Annotated in this window: 25 protein-coding genes; all 25 read right to left on the reverse strand. The window is 60.5% G+C overall.

Annotated features, from left to right (window positions below; all coding sequences use genetic code 11):
• Positions 1 to 2234: chemotaxis protein CheA (locus ACYP2A_RS11070; RefSeq protein ID WP_459745034.1), on the reverse strand; the 2234-nt coding region annotated here is incomplete at its 3' end.
• Between the two features lie 31 nt (positions 2235 to 2265).
• Positions 2266 to 3051 carry a protein phosphatase CheZ gene (locus ACYP2A_RS11075; RefSeq protein WP_459745035.1) on the reverse strand — a complete coding sequence of 262 codons (786 nt, stop codon included), beginning with the start codon at positions 3049 to 3051 and terminating at the stop codon, positions 2266 to 2268.
• 19 nt (positions 3052 to 3070) lie between these two features.
• The gene (locus ACYP2A_RS11080) at positions 3071 to 3445 is read right to left on the reverse strand and encodes a chemotaxis response regulator CheY (protein ID WP_459745036.1); all 375 of its coding nucleotides are present in this window, start codon (positions 3443 to 3445) and stop codon (positions 3071 to 3073) included.
• Between the two features lie 217 nt (positions 3446 to 3662).
• Positions 3663 to 4403: an RNA polymerase sigma factor FliA gene (fliA, locus tag ACYP2A_RS11085; protein ID WP_459745037.1), complete on the reverse strand. Its 741-nt coding sequence runs from the start codon at positions 4401 to 4403 to the stop codon at positions 3663 to 3665.
• The gene (fleN, locus tag ACYP2A_RS11090) at positions 4400 to 5236 is read right to left on the reverse strand and encodes a flagellar synthesis regulator FleN (RefSeq protein ID WP_459745038.1); all 837 of its coding nucleotides are present in this window, start codon (positions 5234 to 5236) and stop codon (positions 4400 to 4402) included. Before fleN ends, fliA begins: the two co-directional genes overlap by 4 nt.
• A gap of 115 nt (positions 5237 to 5351) precedes the next feature.
• Positions 5352 to 6683 (reverse strand): flagellar biosynthesis protein FlhF, encoded by a 1332-nt coding sequence (gene flhF / locus ACYP2A_RS11095; RefSeq protein ID WP_459745039.1) that lies wholly within the window; start codon positions 6681 to 6683, stop codon positions 5352 to 5354.
• An 11-nt stretch (positions 6684 to 6694) separates the two neighbouring features.
• The gene (gene flhA / locus ACYP2A_RS11100; protein ID WP_459745040.1) at positions 6695 to 8818 is read right to left on the reverse strand and encodes a flagellar biosynthesis protein FlhA; all 2124 of its coding nucleotides are present in this window, start codon (positions 8816 to 8818) and stop codon (positions 6695 to 6697) included.
• Positions 8819 to 9017: 199 nt separating this feature from the next.
• Positions 9018 to 10154 carry a flagellar biosynthesis protein FlhB gene (gene flhB / locus ACYP2A_RS11105; RefSeq protein ID WP_459745041.1) on the reverse strand — a complete coding sequence of 379 codons (1137 nt, stop codon included), beginning with the start codon at positions 10152 to 10154 and terminating at the stop codon, positions 9018 to 9020.
• Position 10155: 1 nt separating this feature from the next.
• The gene (fliR, locus tag ACYP2A_RS11110; RefSeq protein WP_459745042.1) at positions 10156 to 10941 is read right to left on the reverse strand and encodes a flagellar biosynthetic protein FliR; all 786 of its coding nucleotides are present in this window, start codon (positions 10939 to 10941) and stop codon (positions 10156 to 10158) included.
• Positions 10942 to 10947: 6 nt separating this feature from the next.
• Positions 10948 to 11217: a flagellar biosynthesis protein FliQ gene (gene fliQ / locus ACYP2A_RS11115; RefSeq protein WP_459745043.1), complete on the reverse strand. Its 270-nt coding sequence runs from the start codon at positions 11215 to 11217 to the stop codon at positions 10948 to 10950.
• 40 nt (positions 11218 to 11257) lie between these two features.
• Positions 11258 to 12010, reverse strand: a complete 753-nt coding sequence (fliP, locus tag ACYP2A_RS11120) for a flagellar type III secretion system pore protein FliP (RefSeq protein WP_122472875.1) — start codon at positions 12008 to 12010, stop codon at positions 11258 to 11260.
• Positions 12010 to 12435 (reverse strand): flagellar biosynthetic protein FliO, encoded by a 426-nt coding sequence (gene fliO, locus ACYP2A_RS11125; RefSeq protein ID WP_459745067.1) that lies wholly within the window; start codon positions 12433 to 12435, stop codon positions 12010 to 12012. The genes fliP and fliO overlap by 1 nt, the downstream gene beginning before the upstream one ends.
• Before the next feature lie 30 nt (positions 12436 to 12465).
• Positions 12466 to 12930: a flagellar motor switch protein FliN gene (gene fliN, locus ACYP2A_RS11130; RefSeq protein WP_459745044.1), complete on the reverse strand. Its 465-nt coding sequence runs from the start codon at positions 12928 to 12930 to the stop codon at positions 12466 to 12468.
• A gap of 65 nt (positions 12931 to 12995) precedes the next feature.
• Entirely contained in the window at positions 12996 to 13964 is a 969-nt protein-coding gene (gene fliM / locus ACYP2A_RS11135) for a flagellar motor switch protein FliM (RefSeq protein WP_459745045.1), read from the reverse strand.
• 10 nt (positions 13965 to 13974) lie between these two features.
• Positions 13975 to 14475 (reverse strand): flagellar basal body-associated protein FliL, encoded by a 501-nt coding sequence (fliL, locus tag ACYP2A_RS11140; RefSeq protein ID WP_459745046.1) that lies wholly within the window; start codon positions 14473 to 14475, stop codon positions 13975 to 13977.
• A gap of 102 nt (positions 14476 to 14577) precedes the next feature.
• Positions 14578 to 15927, reverse strand: a complete 1350-nt coding sequence (locus ACYP2A_RS11145; protein ID WP_459745047.1) for a flagellar hook-length control protein FliK — start codon at positions 15925 to 15927, stop codon at positions 14578 to 14580.
• 109 nt (positions 15928 to 16036) lie between these two features.
• The gene (locus ACYP2A_RS11150) at positions 16037 to 16366 is read right to left on the reverse strand and encodes an Hpt domain-containing protein (RefSeq protein ID WP_459745068.1); all 330 of its coding nucleotides are present in this window, start codon (positions 16364 to 16366) and stop codon (positions 16037 to 16039) included.
• A gap of 66 nt (positions 16367 to 16432) precedes the next feature.
• On the reverse strand, positions 16433 to 18157 hold the full coding sequence (locus ACYP2A_RS11155) for an ATP-binding SpoIIE family protein phosphatase (RefSeq protein ID WP_459745048.1): 1725 nt from the start codon (positions 18155 to 18157) through the stop codon (positions 16433 to 16435).
• A gap of 3 nt (positions 18158 to 18160) precedes the next feature.
• Positions 18161 to 18463 (reverse strand): STAS domain-containing protein, encoded by a 303-nt coding sequence (locus ACYP2A_RS11160; protein WP_459745049.1) that lies wholly within the window; start codon positions 18461 to 18463, stop codon positions 18161 to 18163.
• A gap of 81 nt (positions 18464 to 18544) precedes the next feature.
• Positions 18545 to 18994, reverse strand: a complete 450-nt coding sequence (gene fliJ, locus ACYP2A_RS11165) for a flagellar export protein FliJ (protein WP_459745050.1) — start codon at positions 18992 to 18994, stop codon at positions 18545 to 18547.
• 6 nt (positions 18995 to 19000) lie between these two features.
• On the reverse strand, positions 19001 to 20359 hold the full coding sequence (fliI, locus tag ACYP2A_RS11170) for a flagellar protein export ATPase FliI (protein ID WP_459745051.1): 1359 nt from the start codon (positions 20357 to 20359) through the stop codon (positions 19001 to 19003).
• The gene (gene fliH / locus ACYP2A_RS11175; protein ID WP_459745052.1) at positions 20349 to 21179 is read right to left on the reverse strand and encodes a flagellar assembly protein FliH; all 831 of its coding nucleotides are present in this window, start codon (positions 21177 to 21179) and stop codon (positions 20349 to 20351) included. The genes fliI and fliH overlap by 11 nt, the downstream gene beginning before the upstream one ends.
• Before the next feature lie 15 nt (positions 21180 to 21194).
• Complete coding sequence (gene fliG / locus ACYP2A_RS11180; protein WP_459745053.1) at positions 21195 to 22211, reverse strand: flagellar motor switch protein FliG; 1017 nt, start codon at positions 22209 to 22211, stop codon at positions 21195 to 21197.
• A complete protein-coding gene (gene fliF, locus ACYP2A_RS11185; protein ID WP_459745054.1) occupies positions 22204 to 23991 on the reverse strand; it encodes a flagellar basal-body MS-ring/collar protein FliF in 1788 nt (595 codons plus the stop codon). Before fliF ends, fliG begins: the two co-directional genes overlap by 8 nt.
• A 15-nt stretch (positions 23992 to 24006) precedes the next feature.
• Positions 24007 to 24336, reverse strand: coding sequence for a flagellar hook-basal body complex protein FliE (fliE, locus tag ACYP2A_RS11190; protein WP_459745055.1), 330 nt, complete (start codon positions 24334 to 24336; stop codon positions 24007 to 24009).
• Positions 24337 to 24450: the final 114 nt, after the last annotated feature.

The following is a 24450-nucleotide window of genomic DNA, read 5'->3' on the forward strand; positions in this document are numbered from 1 at the left end:
TCACCGGTAATGGTGGCGCCCGACATGCCCGGCGTACCTTGCAGCATCTTGCCCAGCGGCTTGATGACCACTTCTTCCTGACCGACCAACTGGTCGACCACAAAGCCGATACGCTGAGTGCCCACCGTCAGGATCACCACGTGGCCTTCACGTTGTTCTTCATAGGCGGCCGAACGGATCAGCCAGCGCTTGAGGTAAAACAGCGGCAAGGCCTTGTCGCGCACGATCACCACTTCCTGGCCATCGACGACGTTGGTGGTCGACAGGTCGAGGTGGAAGATCTCGTTGACGTTGACCAGCGGGAAGGCAAAGGCCTGGTCGGCCAGCATGACCATCAGCGTCGGCATGATTGCCAGCGTCAGCGGCACCTTGATGACGATCTTGGAGCCCTGACCCTTGGTCGAGTAGATGTTGATCGAGCCGTTGAGCTGGGAAATCTTGGTTTTCACCACGTCCATGCCCACACCGCGTCCCGACACATCGGAAATCTCGGTCTTGGTCGAGAACCCCGGCGCGAAGATCAGGTTGTAGCAGTCGGTGTCGCTCAGGCGGTCGGCCGCATCCTTGTCCATCACACCGCGCTTGACGGCGATGGCACGCAGCACTGCCGGGTCCATGCCCTTGCCGTCGTCGGAGATCGACAACAGGATATGGTCGCCCTCTTGCTCGGCAGACAGAACCACCTTGCCGCCGCGAGGCTTGCCGGAGGCTTCACGCTCTTCGGGGGTTTCCACACCGTGGTCCACCGCGTTACGCACCAAGTGGACCAGCGGGTCGGCCAGCGCCTCGACGAGGTTCTTGTCGAGGTCGGTTTCTTCGCCGACCAGCTCCAGGTTGATTTCTTTCTTGAGCTGCCGCGCCAGGTCGCGAACCAGTCGCGGGAAGCGACCGAAGACCTTCTTGATCGGCTGCATGCGCGTCTTCATGACCGCGGTTTGCAGGTCGGCCGTCACCACATCGAGGTTGGACACCGCCTTGGACATGGCTTCGTTGCCGCTGTTGAGCCCCAGGCGCACCAGACGGTTACGCACCAGTACCAGCTCGCCGACCATGTTCATGATCTCGTCCAGGCGCGCAGTATCGACGCGCACCGTGGTTTCGGACTCGACCGCAGCCGGTTTTTCCGCAGCGGCAGGGGCCGCACGGGCGGGCGCGGGAGCCGGTGCCGCAGAACGTGCGGCAGGCGCAGCAGCAGGCTTGGCAACCGGTGCCGCAGCCGCCGCCGGAGCAGCAGCTTTGGCCACTGGCGCAGGCGCTGCAGACACGGCCGCAGCCACTGCATCCGGCTCGAACTTGCCCTTGCCATGCAACTGGTCGAGCAGGTTTTCGAATTCGTGTTCGGTGATTTCGTCCGAAGCCGGCTTGGTTTCGGGCTTTGTTTCAGCCTTGGCAATCGCGACAGCCGGGGCGCTGGCAGCCACGGGCGTAGCCTTGTCAGCGTCGAACGAGCCTTTGCCGTGCAACTGGTCGAGCAGCGCTTCGAACTCGTCGTCGGTGATTTCGTCGCTTGCCGGTACAGGCGCCGAGACGGGCGCAGGCGCAGCACTGGCCGTCGATGCAGAAGCCACACTGGCGTCGAACGAACCCTTGCCATGCAACTGATCGAGCAGTGCTTCAAATTCGTGATCGGTGATTTCATCGCTGGCCGGCACAGGCACTTGCGGCGCAGGTGCCGGCGCTGACGCAGCCACCGCATCGGACTTGGCACCATGCAGCGAATCGAGCAGGCGCTCGAACTCGTCGTCAGTGATTTCATCGTCTGGCGCCGGTGCTTCAGGCTCTGCAACGGCGGCCACGGGCGCAGCAGCCACAGGTTCCGGCGCAGCAGGCGCCTCGTCGGCAGCCTGCGGGTCGGCCAGACGTGCCAGTGCCGCCAGCAATTCGGGGGTGGCAGGCGTAACGTCGCTACGCTCGCGCACCTGGCCGAACATGCTGTTGACGGTGTCCAGTGCCTCGAGGACCACGTCCATCAATTCAGAGTCTACGCGCCGCTCACCCTTGCGCAGGATGTCGAACACGTTCTCGGCAATGTGGCAGCACTCCACCAGCTCATGCAGCTGGAGGAAGCCGGCGCCCCCTTTAACAGTGTGAAAACCGCGAAAAATTGCGTTGAGCAAGTCTGCGTCATCGGGTCGACTTTCAAGCTCGACCAGCTGTTCGGACAATTGCTCGAGAATCTCGCCGGCCTCTACCAGAAAATCCTGAAGGATCTCTTCATCGGCGCCGAAGCTCATGGGGGTGCTCCCTAAAATTAACCGTCAAGACCTAGAAGCCGAGGCTCGATAACAAGTCGTCCACATCATCCTGACCGGAAACGACATCTTCCCGTTTATCGGCATGAATTTGCGGACCTTCACCTTGGGCGAGATTTTTTTTCGGATTATTTTCCGCCAACAGTGCTTCACGATCATGTTCGATGCCGGCAAAGCGATCGACATGGCTGGCCATCAACACCAGCTTGAGCAAATTGCTCTCAACCTCCGTGACCAGTTGCGTGACACGCTTGATCACTTGACCGGTCAGGTCCTGGTAGTCCTGAGCAAGCAGAATATCGTTGAGGTTGGTCGCCACGCTGTGGCTTTCCTTTTCGGTTCGAGAAAGAAAGCTCTCAACGCGCTTGGCCAGCTCGCGAAACTCTGCGGCACCGATCTCGCGGCGCATCAGACGCCCCCAATCGGCACTCAAGGTCTTGGCATCGTCGCTGAGGCTGTTCATCAACGGCGTGCTTTGCTCCACCAGGTCCATGGTGCGGTTGGCCGCACCTTCGGTCAGGCGCACAACATACGACAAGCGCTCGGTGGCGTCCGTGATCTGCGACACCTCTTCGGCTTGCGGCATATGCGGATCGATCTGGAAGTTGACGATCGCACTGTGCAATTCGCGCGTCAGCTTGCCCACTTCCTGATACAGGCCGCGGTCGCGGGTCTGGTTGAGCTCATGGATCAATTGCACTGCATCGCCGAACTTGCCTTTTTCAAGGCTGGCGACGAGCTCATGCGCATGTCTCTTCAGGGTCGACTCGAAGTCACCCAGTGAATCGTTGTTGTCCATAGCGCCCTCGCGGCATGCATCAGCTATTGACGCGCTCGAAGATCTTTTCGATCTTTTCTTGCAGTACCTGGGCGGTGAAAGGCTTTACCACATAGCCATTAACACCGGCCTGGGCTGCCTCGATGATCTGCTCGCGCTTGGCCTCGGCGGTCACCATCAATACCGGGATGTTCTTCAGACGTTCGTCCTGGCGCACCTGACGCAACAGGTCGATGCCGGACATGCCGGGCATGTTCCAGTCGGTGACCAGAAAATCGAAACCGCCGCTTTGCAGCATCGGCAGCGCGGTCAGGCCATCATCGGCTTCCGAGGTGTTGGTGAACCCCAGATCACGCAACAGGTTTTTTATGATCCGCCGCATCGTTGAGAAATCATCAACGATGAGGATTTTCATGTTCTTGTCCAATTCGACCTCCAAGCAGTCCTGAACGAGCCCGGCTCCCGGACCCGCTGTTCACTCAATACTGGCACAGCACATTACTGACCGTTTGCAGCCTTCACATACCGGGCACATGGACACGGCCAAAGCGCCTGAAACAGCTCCCCCAAGGGTTTGCTGACAGGCTCCTGCCTTGTCTGGGTACTCGACACATGACGCCTTGCACAGCCGGTCAGCGCGCGCGCCACTCCCCCAAACGCCCTCGCAAACGCGCGGCGCACTGGCTGTGTAACTGGCTAACCCGTGATTCGCTGACCCCCAGGACCTCACCGATCTCCTTGAGGTTCAGCTCTTCGTCATAATACAGCGCCAACACCAGACGCTCACGCTCCGGCAGATTGGCGATGGCATCGGCCAGCGCGGCCTGGAAGCGCTCGTCTTCAAGGTCCCGCGACGGCTCCAGCGAAGCGCTGGCGCCATCCTCGTGCAACCCGTCATGCTCGCCGTCCTGCAAAAGGTCGTCGAAGCTGAACAGGCGGCTGCCCAAGGTGTCGTTCAAGATAGCGTAATAATCATCCAGACTTAACTGGAGTTCGGCAGCAATCTCATGATCTTTAGCGTCGCGGCCGGTTTTTGCTTCGATGCTGCGGATCGCGTCACTGACCATACGGGTATTTCGGTGCACCGAACGCGGCGCCCAGTCACCTTTGCGCACCTCGTCGAGCATCGCGCCGCGAATGCGAATACCGGCATAAGTCTCGAAACTGGCGCCTTTGCTCGAATCGTATTTGGTCGACACTTCCAGCAGGCCGATCATACCGGCCTGGATCAGATCTTCCACCTGCACACTGGCGGGCAACCGTGCCAGCAGGTGATAGGCAATACGCTTGACCAACGGCGCATAGCGCTCGATCAGTTCGTACTGCGAATTCCTGGAAGCCTTGCTGTACATCTGATAACCGCTGGCTGTCATTGAACAGGTCCCGCTGCGCTGGTCTGGTGAACAAGCCGTTCGACGAAGAACTCAAGGTGCCCGCGCGGGTTGGCCGGCAGAGGCCAGGTATCGACCTTCTGGGCAATGGCCTTGAACGCCAGAGCGCACTTGGAACGCGGGAATGCTTCGTAGACGGCGCGCTGTTTCTGCACGGCCTTGCGTACGCACTCATCATAGGGAACGGCGCCGACGTACTGCAGAGCCACATCAAGGAAACGGTCGGTAACCTTGGTCAGTTTGGCAAACAGGTTGCGTCCTTCCTGGGGGCTTTGGGCCATATTGGCCAAAACCCGAAAGCGGTTCATGCCGTAATCGCGATTGAGCAGTTTGATCAGGGCATAGGCATCGGTGATCGAGGTCGGTTCGTCGCACACCACCAGCAGCACTTCCTGCGCTGCGCGCACGAAACTGACCACCGATTCGCCAATGCCGGCCGCGGTGTCGATGACCAGTACATCGAGGTTGTCGCCAATCTCGCTGAACGCCTGGATCAGGCCGGCATGCTGGGCAGGCGCCAGATGCACCATGCTCTGGGTACCGGAGGCGGCCGGCACGATGCGCACACCGCCAGGACCCTGCAACAGCACATCGCGCAGCTCGCAGCGGCCTTCGATGACATCGGCCAGGGTGTGCTTGGGAGTCAGGCCCAGCAGGACATCGACATTGGCCAGGCCAAGGTCGGCATCGAGCAGCATGACGCGTCGCCCAAGCTCGGCCAGCGCCAGTGAGAGATTCACTGACACGTTGGTCTTGCCGACGCCACCTTTGCCGCCGGTCACGGCGATAACCTGTACGGGATGCATGCTGCCCATGTTATTTCATTACCTTGTCATGCGTAGACCGAAACCACATTACGGACTGCACGTTCGCGGACGAACAATGCCTGGCAGACCAGAGATGCAGGGACTTTCCAATCGTTTCCATCAATTACCCCACCTGCTTGCCAGGGGTGTGATACAGGTCGGCGAACATATCGGCCATGGCCTCTTCGCTCGGCTCATCCTGCATCTGCACACTGACTGCCCGGCTCACCAACTGGTGACGACGCGGCAAATGCAGATCATCAGGAATACGTGGCCCATCGGTCAGATAGGCCACGGGCAATTCGTGACTGATTGCAAGACTCAGCACTTCGCCAAGGCTTGCGGTTTCATCCAGCTTGGTCAGGATGCAGCCGGCCAGGCCACAGCGCTTGTAGCTGTGATAGGCCGCCGTCAGCACCTGCTTCTGGCTGGTAGTGCCCAGCACCAGGTAGTTACGTGAACGAATCCCGCGCCCGGCCAGGCTTTCCAGTTGCAGGCGCAGCGCCGGGTCGCTGGCTTGCAGGCCGGCGGTGTCGATCAGCACGACGCGCTTGCGAATCAACGGTTCCAGTGCCTGGGCCAGCGACTGGCCCGGGTCGACGTGGGTGACCGGTACATTGAGAATCCGCCCCAGGGTCTTGAGCTGTTCCTGGGCGCCAATGCGAAAACTGTCCATGCTCACCAGTGCGATGTTCTGCGCGCCGTACTTGAGCACATAACGCGCCGCCAGCTTGGCCAGGGTGGTGGTCTTGCCCATGCCGGCAGGGCCGACCATGGCAATGACACCGCCCTCTTCCAGCGGCTCGATTTCCGGCACGCTGATCATCCGCGCCAGGTACGCCAGCAGCATGCGCCAGGCCTGCTTGGGGTCTTCGATGTCCGGGATCATGCCCAGCAGGTCGCGCGACAGCGGACCCGACAGGCCGATACGCTGCAAGCGGCGCCACAGGTTGGCCTGCTGCGGGCGACTGCCCTGCATCTGGTTCCAGGCCAGCGAGCCGAGCTGCACTTCGAGCAGCTCGCGCAGGCCGTTGAGTTCCGAGCACATCGATTCGAACACCCGCTGGCCGATTGCGGCTTCGCTGGCGGTCGACAATGGCGGTGGCGCAGCGGGCCGTGGCGGCTCTTCAAGCGTCGGTTCGATGTGCGTGTCGGCGGCGCTGAGCGGCAGGCCGGAGAACAGCTGAAGGTTGTTGTTCGCATCGGTGTCGGTGCGATTTTCAAGTTCGGCCTGGGCCGAGACGATACGCGACTGGGTCTTGCGCAGCTCGTCTTCAAGCTCCATGTTCGGCACGCGCGGCGCCAGGGCGGACAACTTGTAGTCCAGGGCAGCAGTCAGCTCGACGCCACCGGCAATGCGCCGGTTACCGATGATGGCCGCCTCGGCGCCCAGCTCATCGCGAACCAGTTTCATGGCTTGACGCATATCGGCGGCGAAAAATCGCTTAACTTGCATGACTCACTACCTCAGCCGTTGGGCCCGACAGTCGCTACGATGGTGACTTGCTTGTTGTCAGGAATTTCCTGGTAAGCCAGAACATGCATGTTCGGTACAGCCAACCGTCCAAACCTCGACAACATGGCCCGGATGGGGCCTGCTACCAGCAGAATCACTGCCGACCCTTGCATTTCCTGACGCTGGGCGGCTTCGATCAACGAACGCTGGAGCTTCTCGGCCATGCTCGGTTCAAGAAGAACGCCTTCTTCCTGACCCTGACCGGCCTTCTGCAGACTATTGAGCAAGATTTGTTCCAACCTTGGCTCAAGTGTGATGACAGGCAGCTCGGACTCAATTCCTACAATGCTTTGAACGATGGCGCGGCTCAACGCGACACGCACTGCCGCGACCAAAGCGGCGGTATCTTGACTCCTTGACGCATTGTTAGCGATGGCCTCGGCAATCGTACGGATATCACGCACCGGTACATGCTCGGTGAGCAAGGCTTGCAGCACATTGAGCAAACCCGACAACGACAGCACACCCGGCACCAGCTCTTCAGCCAGTTTTGGTGAGCTTTTGGCCAGCAATTGCATCAACTGCTGGACTTCTTCGTGGCCGATCAGCTCATGCGAGTGCTTATAGAGGATCTGGTTGAGGTGGGTCGCCACGACCGTACTGGCATCGACCACGGTGTAGCCCAGCGACTGCGCCTGGCTGCGCTGACTGATTTCGATCCATACCGCTTCCAGACCAAAGGCCGGATCGCGGGCGCTGATACCGTTGAGCGTGCCATAGACCTGACCCGGGTTGATCGCAAGCTCGCGGTCCGGGTAAATCTCGGCCTCGGCCAGAATCACCCCCATCAGCGTCAAACGATAGGCGCTGGGCGCCAGATCGAGGTTGTCGCGAATGTGCACGGTGGGCATCAGAAAGCCCAGTTCCTGAGACAGCTTCTTGCGCACGCCCTTGATCCGCGCCAGCAATTGCCCGCCCTGGTTACGGTCGACCAGCGGAATCAGGCGATAGCCGACTTCCAGGCCAATGATGTCGACCGGCGTGACATCGTCCCAGCCCAGCTCTTTGGAGTCCTGCACGCGACCCGGCGGCGGCAGCAGGTCTTGCTGACGCTGCACCTCGGCCAATGCCACGATTTTGTTCTGCTGGTCGCGACGCCACAGCCAGTAGGCGCCGCCGGATGCGATAAGGCCCAGACCGATAAAGGCAAAGTGCGGCATACCGGGCACCAGGCCCATGACGATCATGATCGCGCCCGAAACACCCAGTGCCTTGTAGGACGTGAACATCTGGCGATTGATCATTTTGCCCATTTCTTCCGAACCGGAAGCACGGGTCACCATGATTGCAGCGGCGGTGGACAACAGCAGTGATGGCAATTGCGCCACCAAACCGTCACCGATGGCCAGCAGGGTATAAACCCGCCCGGCCTCGGCGAAGGGCATACCGTGTTGCAGCATGCCGACCAGCATGCCGCCGATGAGGTTGATGAACAGAATCAACAGGCCGGCGATGGCGTCACCGCGCACGAATTTGCTGGCACCGTCCATCGAACCATAGAACTCGGCCTCGGCGGCGACTTCGGCACGACGGACTTTGGCCTGGTTCTGATCGATCAGGCCGGCGTTGAGGTCGGCGTCGATGGCCATCTGTTTACCGGGCATCGCATCGAGGGTAAACCGCGCGCTGACCTCGGAGATCCGCCCGGCACCCTTGGTGATCACCACGAAGTTGATGATCATCAGAATCGCGAATACCACGATACCGACGACATAGTTGCCGCCGATGACCACTTCACCGAAGGCCTGGATCACCTTGCCCGCTGCGTCGTGACCGTCCTGGCCGTGGAGCATGACCACACGGGTCGAGGCCACGTTCAGTGCCAGGCGCAACAGCGTGGCCACCAGCAGGATGGTCGGGAACACCGAGAAATCCAGCGGCCGCAACGCATACACGCAAACCAGCAGGACCACGATCGACAAGGCGATGTTGAAGGTGAAGAACACATCCAGCAAAAACGGCGGGATGGGCAACATCATCATGGCCAGCAACGCCAACAGCAGCACCGGCACCGCCAGTTGACTGTGATTGCGGCCCAGATTGCGTGCGCCACTGACTAACTGAGATCGATCCACTGATGCCCCACCGCATAGACCAAAACTTTGACGCCATAAGCGTCCTGAATCGACCTACTGCAAAAAGCTGTCCAACTCAGCAAAAACAGCCTGTAGGAGCGAGCTTGCTCGCGATTGGGCGCAAAGCGGCCATAGAGATGAGACGCCACAAATTCACGACTGCTAACGCAGCCGATCGCGACCAAGGTCGCTCCTACGCCTATTCGTCGCGCTGGAGATCCGGGGGGATGCTGATGTCGCCCAGCGGCGTCGGGCGTTTGCCGCGGCCGGCGTGGAACTGGCGGATCTGATAAACGTACGCCAGCACCTGGGCGACGGCCATGTACAGGCCTGCGGGGATTTCTTCTTCGAGTTCGGTGCTGTAGTAGATAGAGCGTGCCAGTGCCGGGGATTCGAGAATCATGACCTCGTGGTGGGCACCGATCTCGCGGATCTTCAGGGCGATCAGGTCCAGCCCCTTGGCCAGCAATTTCGGCGCGCCGCCGTTTTCGGGGTCGTACTTGAGCGCCACGGCAAAGTGCGTCGGGTTGGTGATGATCACGTCGGCTTCGGGAATCGCGGCCATCATGCGCCGGTTGGCCATGTCGTGCTGCAACTGGCGTATGCGCTGCTTGACCTGCGGGTTACCCTCGCTGTTCTTGTGCTCGTCGCGCACCTCCTGCTTGGTCATCAGCAACTTCTTGTGCGACTGGTACAACTGAACCGGCACATCGACGGCAGCGATCAGGATCAGCCCGCAGACAATCCACAGCGTGCTCCAGCCCACCAGTTGCAGGCTATGGATGATCGCCATTTCCAGCGGTTCATGAGAAATGGCGATCAGGTCGTTGCGATCTTTCTTGATGACCACCAGCGCCACGGCAAGAATCACCAGAAACTTGGCAAGCGCCTTGAGCAACTCGACCACCGAGTTGACCGAGAACATGCGCTTGACCCCGGACAACGGATTCATGCGGCTGAACTTGGGCATCAGCGACTTGGTGGCAAACAACCAGCCGCCCAGCATGATGGGGCCGACAAGGGCGGCCACCAGCATGGCGATCATGAACGGCAACACCACGATCATGGCGGTCTGGCCGGTCTTGAGCAGCATGCGCCCCATCCACATCGGGTCCATGAGCATTTCGCGGCTGATCGTGAAGTTCTCACGCATCGCCTCGGCGAGCATCTGCGCCATGCCACCACCGAACATCAACAACCCCACCGCGCCCATCATCATCACCACCAGCGTGGTGAGCTCTTTAGAGCGCGCAACCTGACCTTCGGCCCGACTGTCGCGGACCTTTTTCTCCGTGGGTTCTTCTGTTTTGTCCTGACCGCTCTCGCTTTCTGCCATCTCAGCGGGCCCTCACCAAGTCACGTATTTGCTGCAAGGCCTCGACCGCCATCGGCTGATACTGGCTGAGGATATCGGCCATGCTCATCCACAGGATCACCATGCCCAAGACCAGGGTCATCGGAAAACCGATAGAGAAGATATTAAGCTGCGGCGCTGCACGGGTCATGATGCCGAAGGCCACGTTGATGATCAGCAACGCCGTGACCGCCGGCAATACCAGACGCAAGCCCGAGGCCATGACCCAGCCCAGGCCATTGGCCAGAGTCCAGAAGTTGCCGACCGGCACCCCGCCCCCCACCGGCAGCGTGGTGAAGCTTTCGACCAGCACCTCCAGCACCACCAGATGGCCGTTCATGCCCAGGAACATCAGGGTCACCAGCATGGTGAAGAACTGCCCGACCACCGCCGACGACACACCGTTGGTGGGGTCGACCATCGAGGCAAAGCCCATGCCCATCTGCGTGGCAATGATTTGCCCGGCGACGACAAAAATGTGAAAGAACAACTGCAACGACAGGCCCATGCCCACGCCAATGATGATTTGCTCGCCAATCAACAGCAGCGCACTGAGGTCCAGCGCCTGCACGGGCGGCATCGGCGGCAGCACCGGCGCCACCACGACGGTGATAGCGAAGGCAAAGTACAGGCGCACCCGGCGCGGCACCAGGGTGGTGCCAATGATCGGCATGGTCATCAACACCGCAACGATGCGAAACATCGGCAGCATGAAACTGGCCACCCAGGTACTGATCTGGGTGTCGGTCAGGGCGAGCATTGGCTCCATCGAGCGTTAGCCGATCACGGTCGGTATGCTGTTGTACAGATTCAGCACGTAGTCCATGAACACACTCAACAACCAGGGGCCAGCGACGATCAGGGTCAGCAGCATGACGATCAGGCGCGGCAGAAAGCTCAAGGTCTGTTCGTTGATCTGCGTGGCGGCCTGAAACATCGCCACGATCAGACCGCAAATCAGGCTGGGCACCACCAGAATGGCGACCAGCACAGTGGTCAGCCACAAGGCCTCACGGAACAGGTCGACCGCAACTTCAGGGGTCATTGGACAGGCTCCTCGTCAAAGCAGCGTATTGAAAGCGCTGTCATACACCACCGAAACTGCCGGCCAGCGTCCCGACAATCAATGCCCAGCCGTCCACCAGCACGAACAGCATGATTTTGAACGGCAACGAAATGATCAGTGGCGAGAGCATCATCATACCCATGGCCATCAGCACACTGGCCACTACCATGTCGATGATCAGAAATGGAATGAAGATCATGAAGCCGATCTGGAACGCGGTCTTGAGTTCGGAGATCACGAAGGCCGGCACGATGATGGTCAGCGGCGCAGCTTCCGGGGTCTGGATGTCGGTGCGCTTGGACAGGCGCATGAACAGTTCGAGGTCGCTGGTGCGGGTCTGTGCCAGCATGAAATCCTTGACCGGCACCTGAGCCTTGGCCAGCGCATCCTGGGCACTCATGGTTTCCGCCAGATAAGGCTGCAAGGCATCGCGATTCACCCGCTCGTACACAGGCGTCATGATGAACATGGTCAGGAACAGGGTCATGCCGATCAACACCTGGTTGGACGGTGTCTGTTGCAGGCCCAGCGCCTGTCGCAAGATCGAGAAGACCACGATGATGCGGGTAAAACTGGTCATCAGAATGACGAACGCCGGAATGAAACTCAGCGCCGTCATGATCATCAGGATCTGCAGGCTGACCGAGTATTCCTGCTGGCCATTGGCGCCATTAGACAGGGTAATCGCCGGGATCGACAACGGGTCGGCCGCCAGCGCCAGCGGCGCCGCCATCCCCAACAGCAGCACTATCAGCAAACGCAGCATGCCCATTACGTCTTGTCCTTATCCTTGCCCATCAGCTCCAGCAGACGCTGGGCGAATTCCGGCGTGGCCGGCTGGCGGACAGGAACGTCCACCGCCTCACTGAGCACATGCAGCGGCGTGATGCGCCCAGGCGTGACGCCCAGCAGAATCTGCTCTTTGCCGATCTGCACCAGCACCAGCCGGTCACGCGGCCCGAGCGCACGCGAGCCGACCAGCTCGATGACCTGCTGATTGCCCAGGGCACCGCCCTGAACCTTGCGCGCCACCCAGGCGAGCAAAAAGATCAGACCGATGACCAGCAGCAGGCCCAACACCAGCTGCAGCAATTGCCCGCCCATGCCACCCGACAGCGCGCTGCCGACCTGGGCCACAGGCGCTGCCGCCGTCGCCCCCGACGTGGCCGGCTCGCTGGCAACGGCCATCAACGGCATGAGCCACACCGCACAGAGCAAACGCTTCACTTAGCGCAGCTTCTTGATACGTTCGCTCGGACTGATGACGTCTGTCAGGCGAATACCGAACTTCTCGTTGACCACGACCACTTCACCGTGGGCGATGAGGGTGCCGTTGACCAATACATCCAGCGGCTCGCCCGCCAGGCGATCCAGCTCGATCACCGAACCCTGGTTGAGCTGCAGCAGGTTGCGAATACTGATATCGGTGCTGCCCACTTCCATGGAAATCGACACCGGAATATCCAGAATCACATCCAGGTTTGGACCATCGAGGGTCACCTGCGCGGAGTTTTTCGGCACGCCCCCAAACTCTTCCATCGACATGCGGTTAGCGCTGGGCTTGCGCGCAGCGTCGGCAGCCAGCAAGGCGTCGATATCTGCCTGACCATCGCCGGCCTCGCCCAGTGCTGCAGCCCACTCATCGGCCAGTGCCTGATCTTCAGCAGACGTCATTTCGTTATCATCAGCCATCGGTTGTCCTCTGCGGGCAGTCTTTCAATTAGGCAATAAACAGGGGTTCAGCGCGACCGTACAGATCAGCGCCGCTCTATGGGTTCGATGATCTGCAAGGCCAGGTTGCCTTTGTGCGAGCCCAGCTTGACCTTGAACGAAGGCACGCCATTGGCGCGCATCACCAGGTTGTCATCCAGGTCTACCGGAATGACGTCGCCAGGCTGCATGTGCAGAATGTCGCGCAACAGCAACTGTCGATTGGCGACTGTCGTGGTCACCGGCACCGACACATCGAGCACGTCTTCCTTGAGCGCCTTGACCCAGCGCTCGTCCTGATCGTCCAGATCGGACTGGAAACCGGCATCGAGCATTTCGCGGATCGGCTCGATCATCGAGTACGGCATGGTCACGTGCAGGTCGCCACCACCGCCATCGAGTTCGATATGGAAAGTGGAAATCACCACCGCCTCGCTGGGGCCGACGATGTTGGCCATGGCCGGGTTGACTTCGGAGTTGATGTACTCGAAGTTGACTTCCATGATCGCCTGCCAGGCTTCCTTGAGGTCGACGAAAGCCTGGTCCAGCACCATGCGCACCACGCGCAATTCGGTGGGGGTGAATTCACGCCCTTCGATCTTGGCGTGACGCCCGTCGCCGCCAAAGAAGTTGTCCACCAGCTTGAACACCAGCTTGGCGTCGAGGATGAACAGCGCGGTGCCGCGCAGCGGCTTGATCTTGGCCAGGTTAAGGCTGGTGGGTACGTACAGCGAATGCACGTACTCGCCGAATTTCATCACCTGCACGCCACCCACTGCCACGTCCGCCGAGCGGCGCAACAGGTTGAACATGCTGATGCGGGTGTAGCGGGCGAACCGCTCGTTGATCATTTCCAGGGTCGGCATGCGCCCACGGACGATCCGGTCCTGACTGGTCAGGTCGTACGTCTTGACGGTGCCGGGTTCGGCAACGTTGTCGGTATCGACCATGCCATCGTCCACGCCATGCAACAGCGCGTCGATTTCATCCTGGGACAGCAGGTCTTGCACGGCCATGTCGTGGATCCTACTGCAATACGAAGTTAGTGAAGAGCAACTGTTCGACGACCGTCTTGCCGAGCTCTTTTTGAGCCACTTCCTGAATGCTGGCCGTCGCCTTCTGGCGCAGCATTTCCATGCCGATCGGCGTGGTCAGCGAATCGAACGGAATACCGGCAAACAGCAGGACGAGGTTGTTGCGAATGGTCGGCATGTGGACCTTCAAGGCAGCCATGTCGGCAGCATCGCGCGCCAGCATGGTAATGCTCACCTGCATGTAGCGCTGACGACCGTTGACATTGAAGTTGACCACGAAGGCCGGGGTCATGGCTTCGAATACCGCCGGCTGTTTGGCATTGGCATGCGCGGCAGCCACGGCCGGGTCCGGCTTGGGTTCGGATTTGTTCATCAGGAACCAGGTGGCTCCCACCGACAAACCGATGGCCACGAGCAAGCCCACAACCACGATGATGATGAGCTTGAGTTTCTTTTTCGAGCCGGGCTCTTTGACTGCTTCGCTCTGCGCCATGCCAATAATCCGTCACTATTCAGGGGGTTCACTGTTACGTGACAGAGGCCGAGCAAAGGTTATGCCAGATTGGAACCCCCTAAAGCGAACATCGCCGTAGCATCAGGCGTAATAATCGATCTCACTGCTGCCGATCACGCGCTGTACCGGCTGGCTGACGGCGGCGACCGGTTCTGCGTTGCTGCCGTCAAGCCCGCCATCACTGACACCCGAGTCACTGCGCGAACTGCCGCGCTGGGCGCGACTGGCCTGCTCCTGGGCTTGCTGTTGGGCCTGTTGTTGCGATTGATCGGAGACATTGACGTCTACCTGCCCCAGACCTTGCTGCTGAAACGACTCACGCAGGCGAACCATCTGGCTTTCCAGAGCGTCGCGCACCCCGAGATGGGCGCTGACGAATGTCACTTGAGTCTGTTGGTCCGGCGCCATATTGACGCGAATGTCCAGGCGACCCAGCTCAGCGGGTTCAAGCTTGATTTCCGCCGATTTGAGGTTCTGGCTCGAAAGGTACATTACCCGCTCGACGATACCTTCACTCCAGCCGCTCTGGTGCATGGCCAGCGGCTGATTGATGACCGGCGTGGTCACCGGCGCCGTCCGTGCAGGCTGAGCGGCCTGGCTCAAGGCCGCCAGACGCTCGGCAAAATTGTCGACGCGGGTATCGCCGGAAGCGGCCTTGACATCTTTCAGACCATCGTCGAGCAGCCCTGCAAGCGATTTCTCGCTGCCTTCAGAGCCATCCTCGCCCAGGTCCTGCCCACCTTGCAGGCTCGCCAGATTATTGACAACGTTCTGCGCGTCGGCAGCATCACCTTCAACCAGGGCGCCGTTCTGGGCAGTGGACGTCTGGGTGGCCGGCGCCGCACCGGGACGGGTTTTTCCGCCGGCGCTCTCCAGCGCGAACTGCAAGGCATGCAGGCCCTCGAGCGGATCGACTTCAGGATCGAATGCCTCTTCGATGGCCGAATCGGTGGCAGCGGTTGCGGCTGGCACGGTCAAGGGCACCAAGGGTCCCTGCCCTGCCTGCGCATTGGCGGCCATTGCCTGGACAGCCTGGTCGGTGGTGCTGTCAGTGCCGCTCTGCGCCGCACTGTCGTCGCCTTTTTCGTCCGAGCGATCCTGGTCGTTTGCCTGAACCACCTTGTCGGCAGGCAAGTCGTTGCCGCTTTCGGCAACGGAGGACTTGCCATCGGCAACGTCTGACGCTTCGTCAGGCTTTTCCCTGGCCGCCACCGACTTGCTTTTTTCAGGTACGTTCTTGTCGCGTGCGGCATTGGCCTGCACGTCGCGGTCAGCCTTGGGCACCTCGCGGGACTCGCGGTTGAACACCTTCGAGAAGCCTGAAGCGCTGTCCTTGCCGATGTCAGCAGACTTTGACAAATGGCTGGCGGCAGTGGACTTGGCCGTGGTCGCCGCATTGGTCTGGAGCAATACATTAGGGGCAAGGGACATTCGAATCTCCGCATCGGGCAGCACAATGCCATTGCACCAGCAAGATGCGGGCCACCTCACAACATGACGCAAACAGTGCGTGAGGTGCCCGGTTCAGATAATCGAAAGATCAGGTCTGGGCCATATAAGTCTGGCGCTCGGCGTCGAATAACCGGCGGATGGTGAGGTACTCGCTGTCGATTGACCGGACCAGGTCTTCCAGCCCCTCCAGTGAATGAAGGCGGGTCTGGTCTTCAAGCTGTCGGCACAGGTCCGACAATCGCACCGCCCCCATGTTACTGCTGCTGCCCTTGAAGCTATGGGCCGTCAGCCCAAGCTCGACCAGGTCTGGCGAGATATCGCCTGCCTCAGCGGCGCGCACGGTCTGGCGCAGCAAGGCCATGCGCAGATCCGAGTCCTTGAGAAAGACATCGATCAGCGTCAGGTATTCGTCTTCCATGACCTCCTGCAAGGTCGTCAACACACTGTAATCCACATGAACGGCCGCCACTTGCTCACTCCTTGATCAAGAAACCGGGGGCAAGTATGCCACTACCCCCCATGAAAACTCCACGCAAACCGCCCGACCATCGTCCGACCAGTTCGCATCGCTGCACAGCGAACGGACAAGCCTGAGACCGCGACCGCACAATCCATCGATGGACGGCGCACGGGTGAGCACATCCTGTACGTCGAAACCTTTGCCGCTGTCCTGCATATTGATCGTCAGCACGCCACCCTCGGCACTGGCACGCACCTGCAATTGCAGGTTGATGAAACCGCTCTGCAACTGCTCAAGACGCTGGGTACGCTCTTGATAATAGCGGGCAAATCCGGACGCATCCTGCTTGAGGCGCGAATCGAGCCCCAGCACACCATGCTCCAGCGCATTGCTGTAAAGCTCGGCTAACACGCTGTAAAGCGCCCCGCTCTGGTCGCGCAACCCATGCACTTCCAGCAACAGCTGAAGAATGTAAGGCAAGGGGTTGAAGGTTTTCAGCGTCGAGGCGCGAAATTCAAAGCTTGCCGACCAGTCCAGCGGGTTTGCCGGACCGCTGTCGATACGGGTCGCCAGCGGCGCACTGTCGGCCACCTGCAACGAAGCGCTGATTTCGAGCATGCTGACATCATCACGCGCACGCCCGCCAAACGCATTCAGCGCCTCAAGGATTTCTTCGATCAGCCGCGCAGGCTCGCGGTTGGCTGCCAGCACTTCGCAGAGCCGCCGGGTGCCGAACAGCCGGTCCTGGGCATCGCGCGTGTCCATGACGCCGTCGGACAACAGAAATATCCGGTCGCCCGGTGCCAGCGGCAATACCTCAGTGCTCTCGTCGAAAGCGCTGGCCGGCAGGATACCCAGCGGCAGATGCCGCGAGGGTAATGGCTCAAAACCGCCTACGCCGGCATGCAACAGATAACCATCGGGCAATCCGCCATTCCACAGTTCGACCTGTTGCTGCTTGAAGTCGATGCACAGCAAGGTCGCACAACAGAACATGCCCACCGGCAGGATGCGTTTGAGCTTGGCGTTCATCTCGCGCAGCATTTCCGGCAAGCCGTAGCCCTTGGCGGTCATGCCATAAAACACCTCGGCCAGTGGCATGGCGCCGACGGCCGCCGGCAAACCATGGCCGGTAAAGTCCCCCAGAAACACATACATGTGCCCGGCAGGCGCCCAGGCCGCCAGCATCAGATCACCGTTGAACAGCGCATAAGGCGATTGCAGATAGCGGATATTAGGCGCATCCAGGCAACCGGAGTGCGCCACCTGATCGAACACCGCCTTGGCCACACGCTGCTCGTTGAGCAAGTGCTCGCGATGACTGGCCAGCAGGTCGCGCTGGCGCAGCACGGTTTCCTGCAACTGGCGCAGGCGATTCATGGCATTGATCTTGGCCGTCAGTACCAGCGGATTGAAGGGCTTGGCAATAAAGTCGTCGCCACCGGCATCCAGGCAGCGCGCCAGCGCCTCACCTTCGGTCAAAGAGGTCAGAAAGATGATCGGCACCAGCGACTCGCCCGCCAGCAGCTTGATCTGCCGGGCCGTCTCGAAGCCGTCCATGACCGGCATCAAGGCATCCATCAAGACCAGATGCGGTTGCTGAATGCGGTACAGCTCGAGCGCCTCGACGCCATTGGCGGCAATCAACGCCTGATGCCCCTGGCGAGTGATCAGGGCAGACAGCAGCAAGCGGTCGCTGGGGCTGTCGTCGGCGATCAGAATACGCAGGCTTTGCGTGTCTGCCTGCAAGACTCAGGCAACCTGAAACAGCTTGGAGAAATTGGAAATGGTCAGGATCTTGATCACATCCGGTGTGCAATTGACCAGTTTGACCACCGCTTTTTCGCCGCCGGCATGATCGCGCAGCAACAACAGCATGCCCAGTGCCGAGCTGTCCAGATAATGGGTGCCGCGCAGGTCGACGACATAATCGAGTTCAGGCGGGTGGTTCTGGTAGGCGGCGCGAAACGCCTGGTGGGACGCAAAATCGAAGCGCCCTTCGACGAGCAGGGTTACCTGTCGGCCATCCGGGGAACGCTCGGAAGTGACGGTCATTTGCGTACTCCTGTGCTATGTCACCAATAAGACACAGCCTAGACCATGATCGCGCGGGCGCTGCGAATCAGGAGTGTGCTTTCAATACCCGTCCTGGCGTGGCAAACGCTGGGACAGCTCATCGAGCAGTTTCTGCTCGCGCTTGTCTTCAAGCTGACGCGCTTCGTCGATATAGCGCTGCACCAGTTTGCGCAACCCTTCGACGCGGGCGTAAGCCTGCTGCCAGGCGCCACGCGCCTTGTCGAGGTTGACCTGGTGCCAGGCCAGACTCTTGCGCTGCTGGCCGATGGCGGTTTCGAGCTGATTGAGAAAACGCTGGTAGTTCATCAGCCACTGGCCCGATACGCCGTGGCTGCCACGGTTGATCCACTGCTCTTGATAGTTGAGGCGAAACTGATCGAGCTCTTCGAGCTTGCTGTGCGCCAGGTTGACCTGACCCTGTAGGTAGCCCAGGCGCTGGGCAGCATTGCGTTCGGCCTTTTCGGCCATTTCAACCACTGGCGCCAGGCGCGCCGCACGACTATTGGCCATGGTTCATCACCCGCCCGGCGCTGGTCCGAACACCGCCGCCAGCGCATCGCCACTGCCTTGCAGGCTGACGTTCTCGCGCAGACCCTGACGCTGGTAACGCACCAGGGTCGGTTGCAGCGAAATCGCCAGGTCGGTTTCGCGGTCGCCACCTGCCACATAGGCACCGACACTGATCAGGTCGCGGCTTTGCTGGTAGCGCGACCACAACTGCTTGAAGTGCTGGGCACGAGTCATGTGCTCAGGGCTGACCACCGCCGGCATGACCCGACTGATCGAAGCTTCGATATCGATGGCCGGGTAATGCCCCTCTTCGGCCAGCCGCCGCGACAGCACGATATGGCCGTCCAGTACGCCTCGGGCCGAGTCGGCAATCGGGTCTTGCTGGTCATCGCCTTCGGACAATACGGTATAGAACGCGGTGATCGACCCGCCACCCGCCTCGGCATTGCCGGCGCGCTCGACCAGTTTGGGCAGGCGGGCAAATACCGAAGGCGGATAACCCTTGGTTGCCGGTGGCTCGCCAATCGCCAGGGCGATTTCACGCTGCGCCTGGGCAAAGCGCGTCAGCGAATCCATCAACAGCAGAACGTTCTTGCCACGGTCACGAAAATACTCGGCGATGCGCGTGCAGTACATCGCGGCGCGAAGACGCATCAGCGGTGCATCGTCGGCAGGCGACGCCACCACCACAGAGCGCTTGAGGCCCTCTTCGCCCAGAATGTGCTCGATGAATTCCTTGACCTCACGACCCCGCTCGCCGATCAGGCCAACGACGATAATGTCGGCCTCGGTAAAGCGGGTCATCATGCCAAGCAGCACACTCTTGCCCACGCCCGTACCGGCAAACAGGCCAAGACGCTGGCCACGGCCGACCGTCAATAATCCGTTGATGCAGCGAATGCCCACGTCCAGCGGCTGGCTGATCGGGTCGCGCTTGAGCGGGTTGATCGTCGGACCATCCATCGGCACCCAGTCTTCGGCCTTGATCGGCGGGCGGCCATCGAGCGGCCGGCCAGCACCGTCGAGCACCCGGCCGAGCATACTCATGCCCATTGGCAGCCGCCCGTTATCGGCCAGCGGCACCACACGGGCACCCGGCGCGATGCCAGCCACACTGCCGACCGGCATCAGAAATACCTTGCCGCCAGAAAATCCCATGACCTCGGCTTCAACCTGCATCGGATGATGACTGTCGTCGTTGATGACCACACAACGGCTGCCCATTGCGGCGCGCAAGCCTTCGGCTTCAAGGGTCAGGCCGACCATGCGCAGCAGGCGGCCTTCGACTACAGGCTGGGTCGGCAGATCGATAGCGTCGCTATAGCCGCCAAGGCGCTTGCCGAAGCTCAGACGATCAAGACGCATCGCCAGGCTCTTCAACAGTGCTGCGCTCTTCAACAGACTCAGCGGTCTGTGGCACAGCCACTTCAGGCAGCTCCAGGCTCAGGTCGGGCGCGGCCGGATGTGCAACCTGCTCATGCATCTGGTCGTACATGCGCGAAATCGCCTGGCTGATGCGTGTCTCGATGCTGGCATCGATACGGCTGTGCTCGGTCTCGATGCGGCAACCGCCAGGCAGCAGGTCATCGTCCTCGAAAATCTTCCAGGTTTCTTCATGCCGCTCGCGCAGGGCCTTGATCAGGCCGAAATCCTGTGGATTGACGAAGATACGCAGGTTACTCGCGCCCATCGGCAACAGCTTGAGACAGTCGCGCAGGACATGAACGATTCGCTGCGAATCGGTTTGCAGTTCTCGCTGAATCACCTGCCGGGCAATGTGCTCGACCAGATGAACCACCGATTTTTCGATCTGCACATCCTGCTCGGCCAACGGATCGAGCAACTGCAGCATGACCTGCTCCAGGCTGTCGAGCCGGGCTTTCAGGGCGACTTCCGCTTCCTGGCGAACCTTGATCTGGGTGCTGTGAAAACCCTCGCGTTCGCCAGTGGCAAAGCCTTCGTTCCAGGCTTCCTGGCGAATGCTTTCCAGCTCTTCGAGGGTAATGGGCTGGACCTCTTCGAGCGGCACCTCTTCGACCGCCTCCGGGTCAGGCTCGGGTTCAGGCTCGGGTTCCGGCTCAGGCACATGCGGGTCGAAGCTGGGAAACCCCCAGACATCGAGCCCACGTACATCCTTGGCGCGAATCAGGTCGCTGGCCGGTTCTTTATTGCTGGAGCTGGACATGTGTGGGCTGGATCCTTAGATCATTTCCTCGCCACCCTTGCCACCGAGCACGATCTCGCCGGCCTCGGCCATACGACGGGCAATGGTGAGAATTTCTTTCTGCGCCGCTTCCACATCGCTGACCCGGACCGGCCCTTTGGCCTCCAGATCGTCGCGCAGCAGTTCGGCAGCCCGCTTGGACATGTTCTTGAAGATTTTTTCCTTGACCGCCTCGTCCGAGCCCTTGAGCGCCAGAACCAGTACGTCCGAAGAGACTTCGCGCAGCAGCGCCTGGATACCGCGGTCGTCGACATCGGCCAGGTTGTTGAACACGAACATGAGGTCTTCGATCGCCACCGACAGGTCTTCGTCGACCTCGCGGATCGAGTCCATGAGTGTGCCTTCGATGGAGCTGTCGAGGAAGTTCATAATATCGGCTGCACGCTTGATACCGCCCAGCGTGGTTCGCGAGGTATTGGCGTTGCCGGAGAACTGCTTCTCCAGAATCTGGTTGAGTTCCTTGAGCGCCGCCGGCTGCACGGTGTTCAGCGAAGAAACGCGCAGGATGATGTCGAGCCGCACCTTGTGATCGAAATGCCCCAGCACTTCACCGGCCTGGTCGGCATCCAGATAGGCCACCACAATCGCCTGGATCTGCGGGTGCTCGTAACGAATCACGTCGGCCACGGCGCGTGGCTCCATCCACTTCAAGCTATCAAGGCCGCTGGTATTGCCGCCCAGCAGGATGCGGTCGATCAGGCCGTTGGCCTTGTCTTCACCCAGTGCCTGGGTGAGCATCTTGCGAATATAGCCGTCGGAGCCGACGCCCAGACTGGTCTGGTCGCCCACGGTGTTGACGAACTCGTTCATCACCTGCTCGACCTGCTCGCGGTGCACGTTGCGCATTTGCGCCATGGCCACGCCGACGCGCTGCACCTCTTTGGGACCCATGTGCCGCAGCACTTGAGCCGCATCGGTTTCGCCCAGCGAAAGCAGCAGAACGGCGGCTTTCTCGACCTTGCTCAGTTTGATTGCGGCAGCTCGATCATTCATCGGTGTTAATCCACTCTTTCACGACCTGGGCCACACGACCCGGATCTTCGGCCACCAGACTCTTGATTGCGTTGAGCTGTGCGTCATAGCCCTCGGTCGGGCTCGGCAACAGAATACTTTGCGGGCCACCCAGGCTTACCCGGTCGCTGCCCAGTTCGCCGTCCAGACCACCCATGCCGCCCAGCTCGGCGTCGCCACCGTAGCCGCCCAGCTCTTTGCTTTTTGGATTGGTGATGTTGTTGAGCACCGGGCGCAACACACCGAATACCAGAATCAGGATGAAGATAACGCCCACAGCCTGCTTGAGAATGTCCCAGAACCAGGGCTGCGAGTAGAAAGCGACATCAGGGATGACTTCGCCGCGTTCAGTCGAAAACGGCACGTTGATCACACTGACGCTGTCGCCACGGCTGGCGTCGAAACCGACGGCATCCTGCACCAGACGCGTAAACCGTGCCAGGTCCGTGGTGCTCCACGGCGCGCGGGTGACTTCGCCGTTGGCCGGGTTGGTCTTGACCATGTCGTCGACCACCACCGCTACCGACAAGCGGCTCAGGCGACCCTGCTGCTGTTTGGTGTGACTGATGGAGCGATCGAGTTCGAAGTTCTTGGTCGACTGCGTGCGCTTGTCGGTCGGGTACGGCGCCAGCGCCGGCTGGCCGGTGGCCGGGTCCATGATCTGCTGACCGTTGGCATCGAGCAGCGGCTGGCCTGGCGCAATGGCAGGCGCGGCACCGGCAGCACCGCCACCGGCAACTTGTGGTGCGGTGGCAGGGCCCGGTGGCTGGTTGCTCAAGGCACCTGGCACGCCGCCTGTTCCCGAACTGGTGGAACGCTGTTCGTTGACCGATTGCTCGCTGCGCAGCGCCGGCTGGTCGGGGTTGAAGCTTTCAGCGGTGGATTCCACGGCACTGAAATCGACCATGGCCGACACTTCTGCCTTGTAACGGTCGTTGCCCAGCACCGGTTGCAGAATGTTCTGCACACGCTGGGACAGCATGGTTTCCATGCGCCGGGTGTATTCGAACTGTTTACCGGCCACGGTCAGCTCGGAGTTTTCGCCCTGGTCGGACAGCAACGTGCCCTTCTGGTCGACCACGGTGACTTGCGACTTGGTCAGCTCCGGCACGCTGGTGGCCACCAGATTGATGATCGCCGCCACCTGGCCCGGCTCCAGCGAACGGCCAGGGTACAGCTCGACCAGTACGGAAGCGGTCGGCTTGCGGTCATCGCGCACGAACACCGAGCTTTTCGGAATCGCCAGGTGCACGCGGGCGGCCTTGACGTTATTCAGCGACGAGATGGTGCGTGCCAGTTCGCCTTCCAGGCCGCGGCGGTAGCGTGTGGCCTCCATGAACTGACTGGTGCCCAGCCCCTGGTCCTTGTCGAGAATCTCGAAACCGATGCCGGTGTTGTTCTGCGACACGCCGGCCTGGGCCAGTTGAATGCGCGCACGCTGCACATCGTCGGCCTTGACCAGCAGTGCGCCGGAGTTGGGTTCGACGGTGTAAGGAATATTGGCTGCCGCCAGGGTGTCCATGATCTGCTTGCTGTCCAGCCCTGCCAGGCTGCCGTACAGCGGCCGGTAATCAGGTTGCTGCGACCACAGCACCACGGCAAAGCCGATTGCCACGCTCGCCGCCAGACCGACCATAAGGCCGACCTGACGCAACATGGTCATCTCGGAGAGGTTTTCCAGAAAAGCAAAGCCGAACAACGGCTTTTTACCCTCCGGAGCGCCCGGCCTTGCCGGAACGGGATCGGCTGCTGCGTCTGCCATTAATCAGTACGTCCCTTAAACCGGCATCTGCATGATGTCTTGATAGGCCTGAACCAGCTTGTTGCGCACCTGGGTCAACGCCTGGAAGGACACACTGGCTTTCTGCGACGAGATCATGACATCGGTGATATCAACGCCACTCTTGCCCATTTCAAAGGCATTGGCCATCTGGCTGGAAGCCGCCTGCGTGTCGGCCACCTTGTTGATCGCCTGACCCAGCAAGTCGGCAAAGTTGCTGCCTGCCACTTCCTGCACGCCTTCGACGGGCTTGGAGCCGCCCATCGCTTGCGTCTGCATGGCCCGCATATCCAACATCAAGCGATTAAATTCAACACCTTGGCTCATGGACTTTATCTCTCGTAAGGCCCGCAATTTTTTGACACTGGTTTCTACGGATAACTATGTCATAGCAACAAGAGTGCCAGTGACGTACACGCGCACAACCAACCGGACATATTC

Source organism: Pseudomonas sp. 3A(2025) (assembly GCF_054589175.1).

Bases quoted from the DNA above. Each gene is read 5' to 3' on its own strand.
- ACYP2A_RS11075 (WP_459745035.1), bottom strand. From the start codon at position 3,051: ATGGACAACAACGATTCACTGGGTGACTTCGAGTCGACCCTGAAGAGA.
- ACYP2A_RS11080 (WP_459745036.1), bottom strand. From the start codon at position 3,445: ATGAAAATCCTCATCGTTGATGATTTCTCAACGATGCGGCGGATCATA.
- fliA (WP_459745037.1), bottom strand. From the start codon at position 4,403: ATGACAGCCAGCGGTTATCAGATGTACAGCAAGGCTTCCAGGAATTCG.
- fleN (WP_459745038.1), bottom strand. From the start codon at position 5,236: ATGGGCAGCATGCATCCCGTACAGGTTATCGCCGTGACCGGCGGCAAA.
- flhF (WP_459745039.1), bottom strand. From the start codon at position 6,683: ATGCAAGTTAAGCGATTTTTCGCCGCCGATATGCGTCAAGCCATGAAA.
- flhB (WP_459745041.1), bottom strand. From the start codon at position 10,154: ATGGCAGAAAGCGAGAGCGGTCAGGACAAAACAGAAGAACCCACGGAG.
- fliR (WP_459745042.1), bottom strand. From the start codon at position 10,941: ATGGAGCCAATGCTCGCCCTGACCGACACCCAGATCAGTACCTGGGTG.
- fliQ (WP_459745043.1), bottom strand. From the start codon at position 11,217: ATGACCCCTGAAGTTGCGGTCGACCTGTTCCGTGAGGCCTTGTGGCTG.
- fliP (WP_122472875.1), bottom strand. From the start codon at position 12,010: ATGGGCATGCTGCGTTTGCTGATAGTGCTGCTGTTGGGGATGGCGGCG.
- fliO (WP_459745067.1), bottom strand. From the start codon at position 12,435: ATGCCGTTGATGGCCGTTGCCAGCGAGCCGGCCACGTCGGGGGCGACG.
- fliN (WP_459745044.1), bottom strand. From the start codon at position 12,930: ATGGCTGATGATAACGAAATGACGTCTGCTGAAGATCAGGCACTGGCC.
- fliM (WP_459745045.1), bottom strand. From the start codon at position 13,964: ATGGCCGTGCAAGACCTGCTGTCCCAGGATGAAATCGACGCGCTGTTG.
- fliL (WP_459745046.1), bottom strand. From the start codon at position 14,475: ATGGCGCAGAGCGAAGCAGTCAAAGAGCCCGGCTCGAAAAAGAAACTC.
- ACYP2A_RS11145 (WP_459745047.1), bottom strand. From the start codon at position 15,927: ATGTCCCTTGCCCCTAATGTATTGCTCCAGACCAATGCGGCGACCACG.
- ACYP2A_RS11150 (WP_459745068.1), bottom strand. From the start codon at position 16,366: ATGGAAGACGAATACCTGACGCTGATCGATGTCTTTCTCAAGGACTCG.
- ACYP2A_RS11160 (WP_459745049.1), bottom strand. From the start codon at position 18,463: ATGACCGTCACTTCCGAGCGTTCCCCGGATGGCCGACAGGTAACCCTG.
- fliJ (WP_459745050.1), bottom strand. From the start codon at position 18,994: ATGGCCAATAGTCGTGCGGCGCGCCTGGCGCCAGTGGTTGAAATGGCC.
- fliI (WP_459745051.1), bottom strand. From the start codon at position 20,359: ATGCGTCTTGATCGTCTGAGCTTCGGCAAGCGCCTTGGCGGCTATAGC.
- fliH (WP_459745052.1), bottom strand. From the start codon at position 21,179: ATGTCCAGCTCCAGCAATAAAGAACCGGCCAGCGACCTGATTCGCGCC.
- fliG (WP_459745053.1), bottom strand. From the start codon at position 22,211: ATGAATGATCGAGCTGCCGCAATCAAACTGAGCAAGGTCGAGAAAGCC.
- fliF (WP_459745054.1), bottom strand. From the start codon at position 23,991: ATGGCAGACGCAGCAGCCGATCCCGTTCCGGCAAGGCCGGGCGCTCCG.
- fliE (WP_459745055.1), bottom strand. From the start codon at position 24,336: ATGAGCCAAGGTGTTGAATTTAATCGCTTGATGTTGGATATGCGGGCC.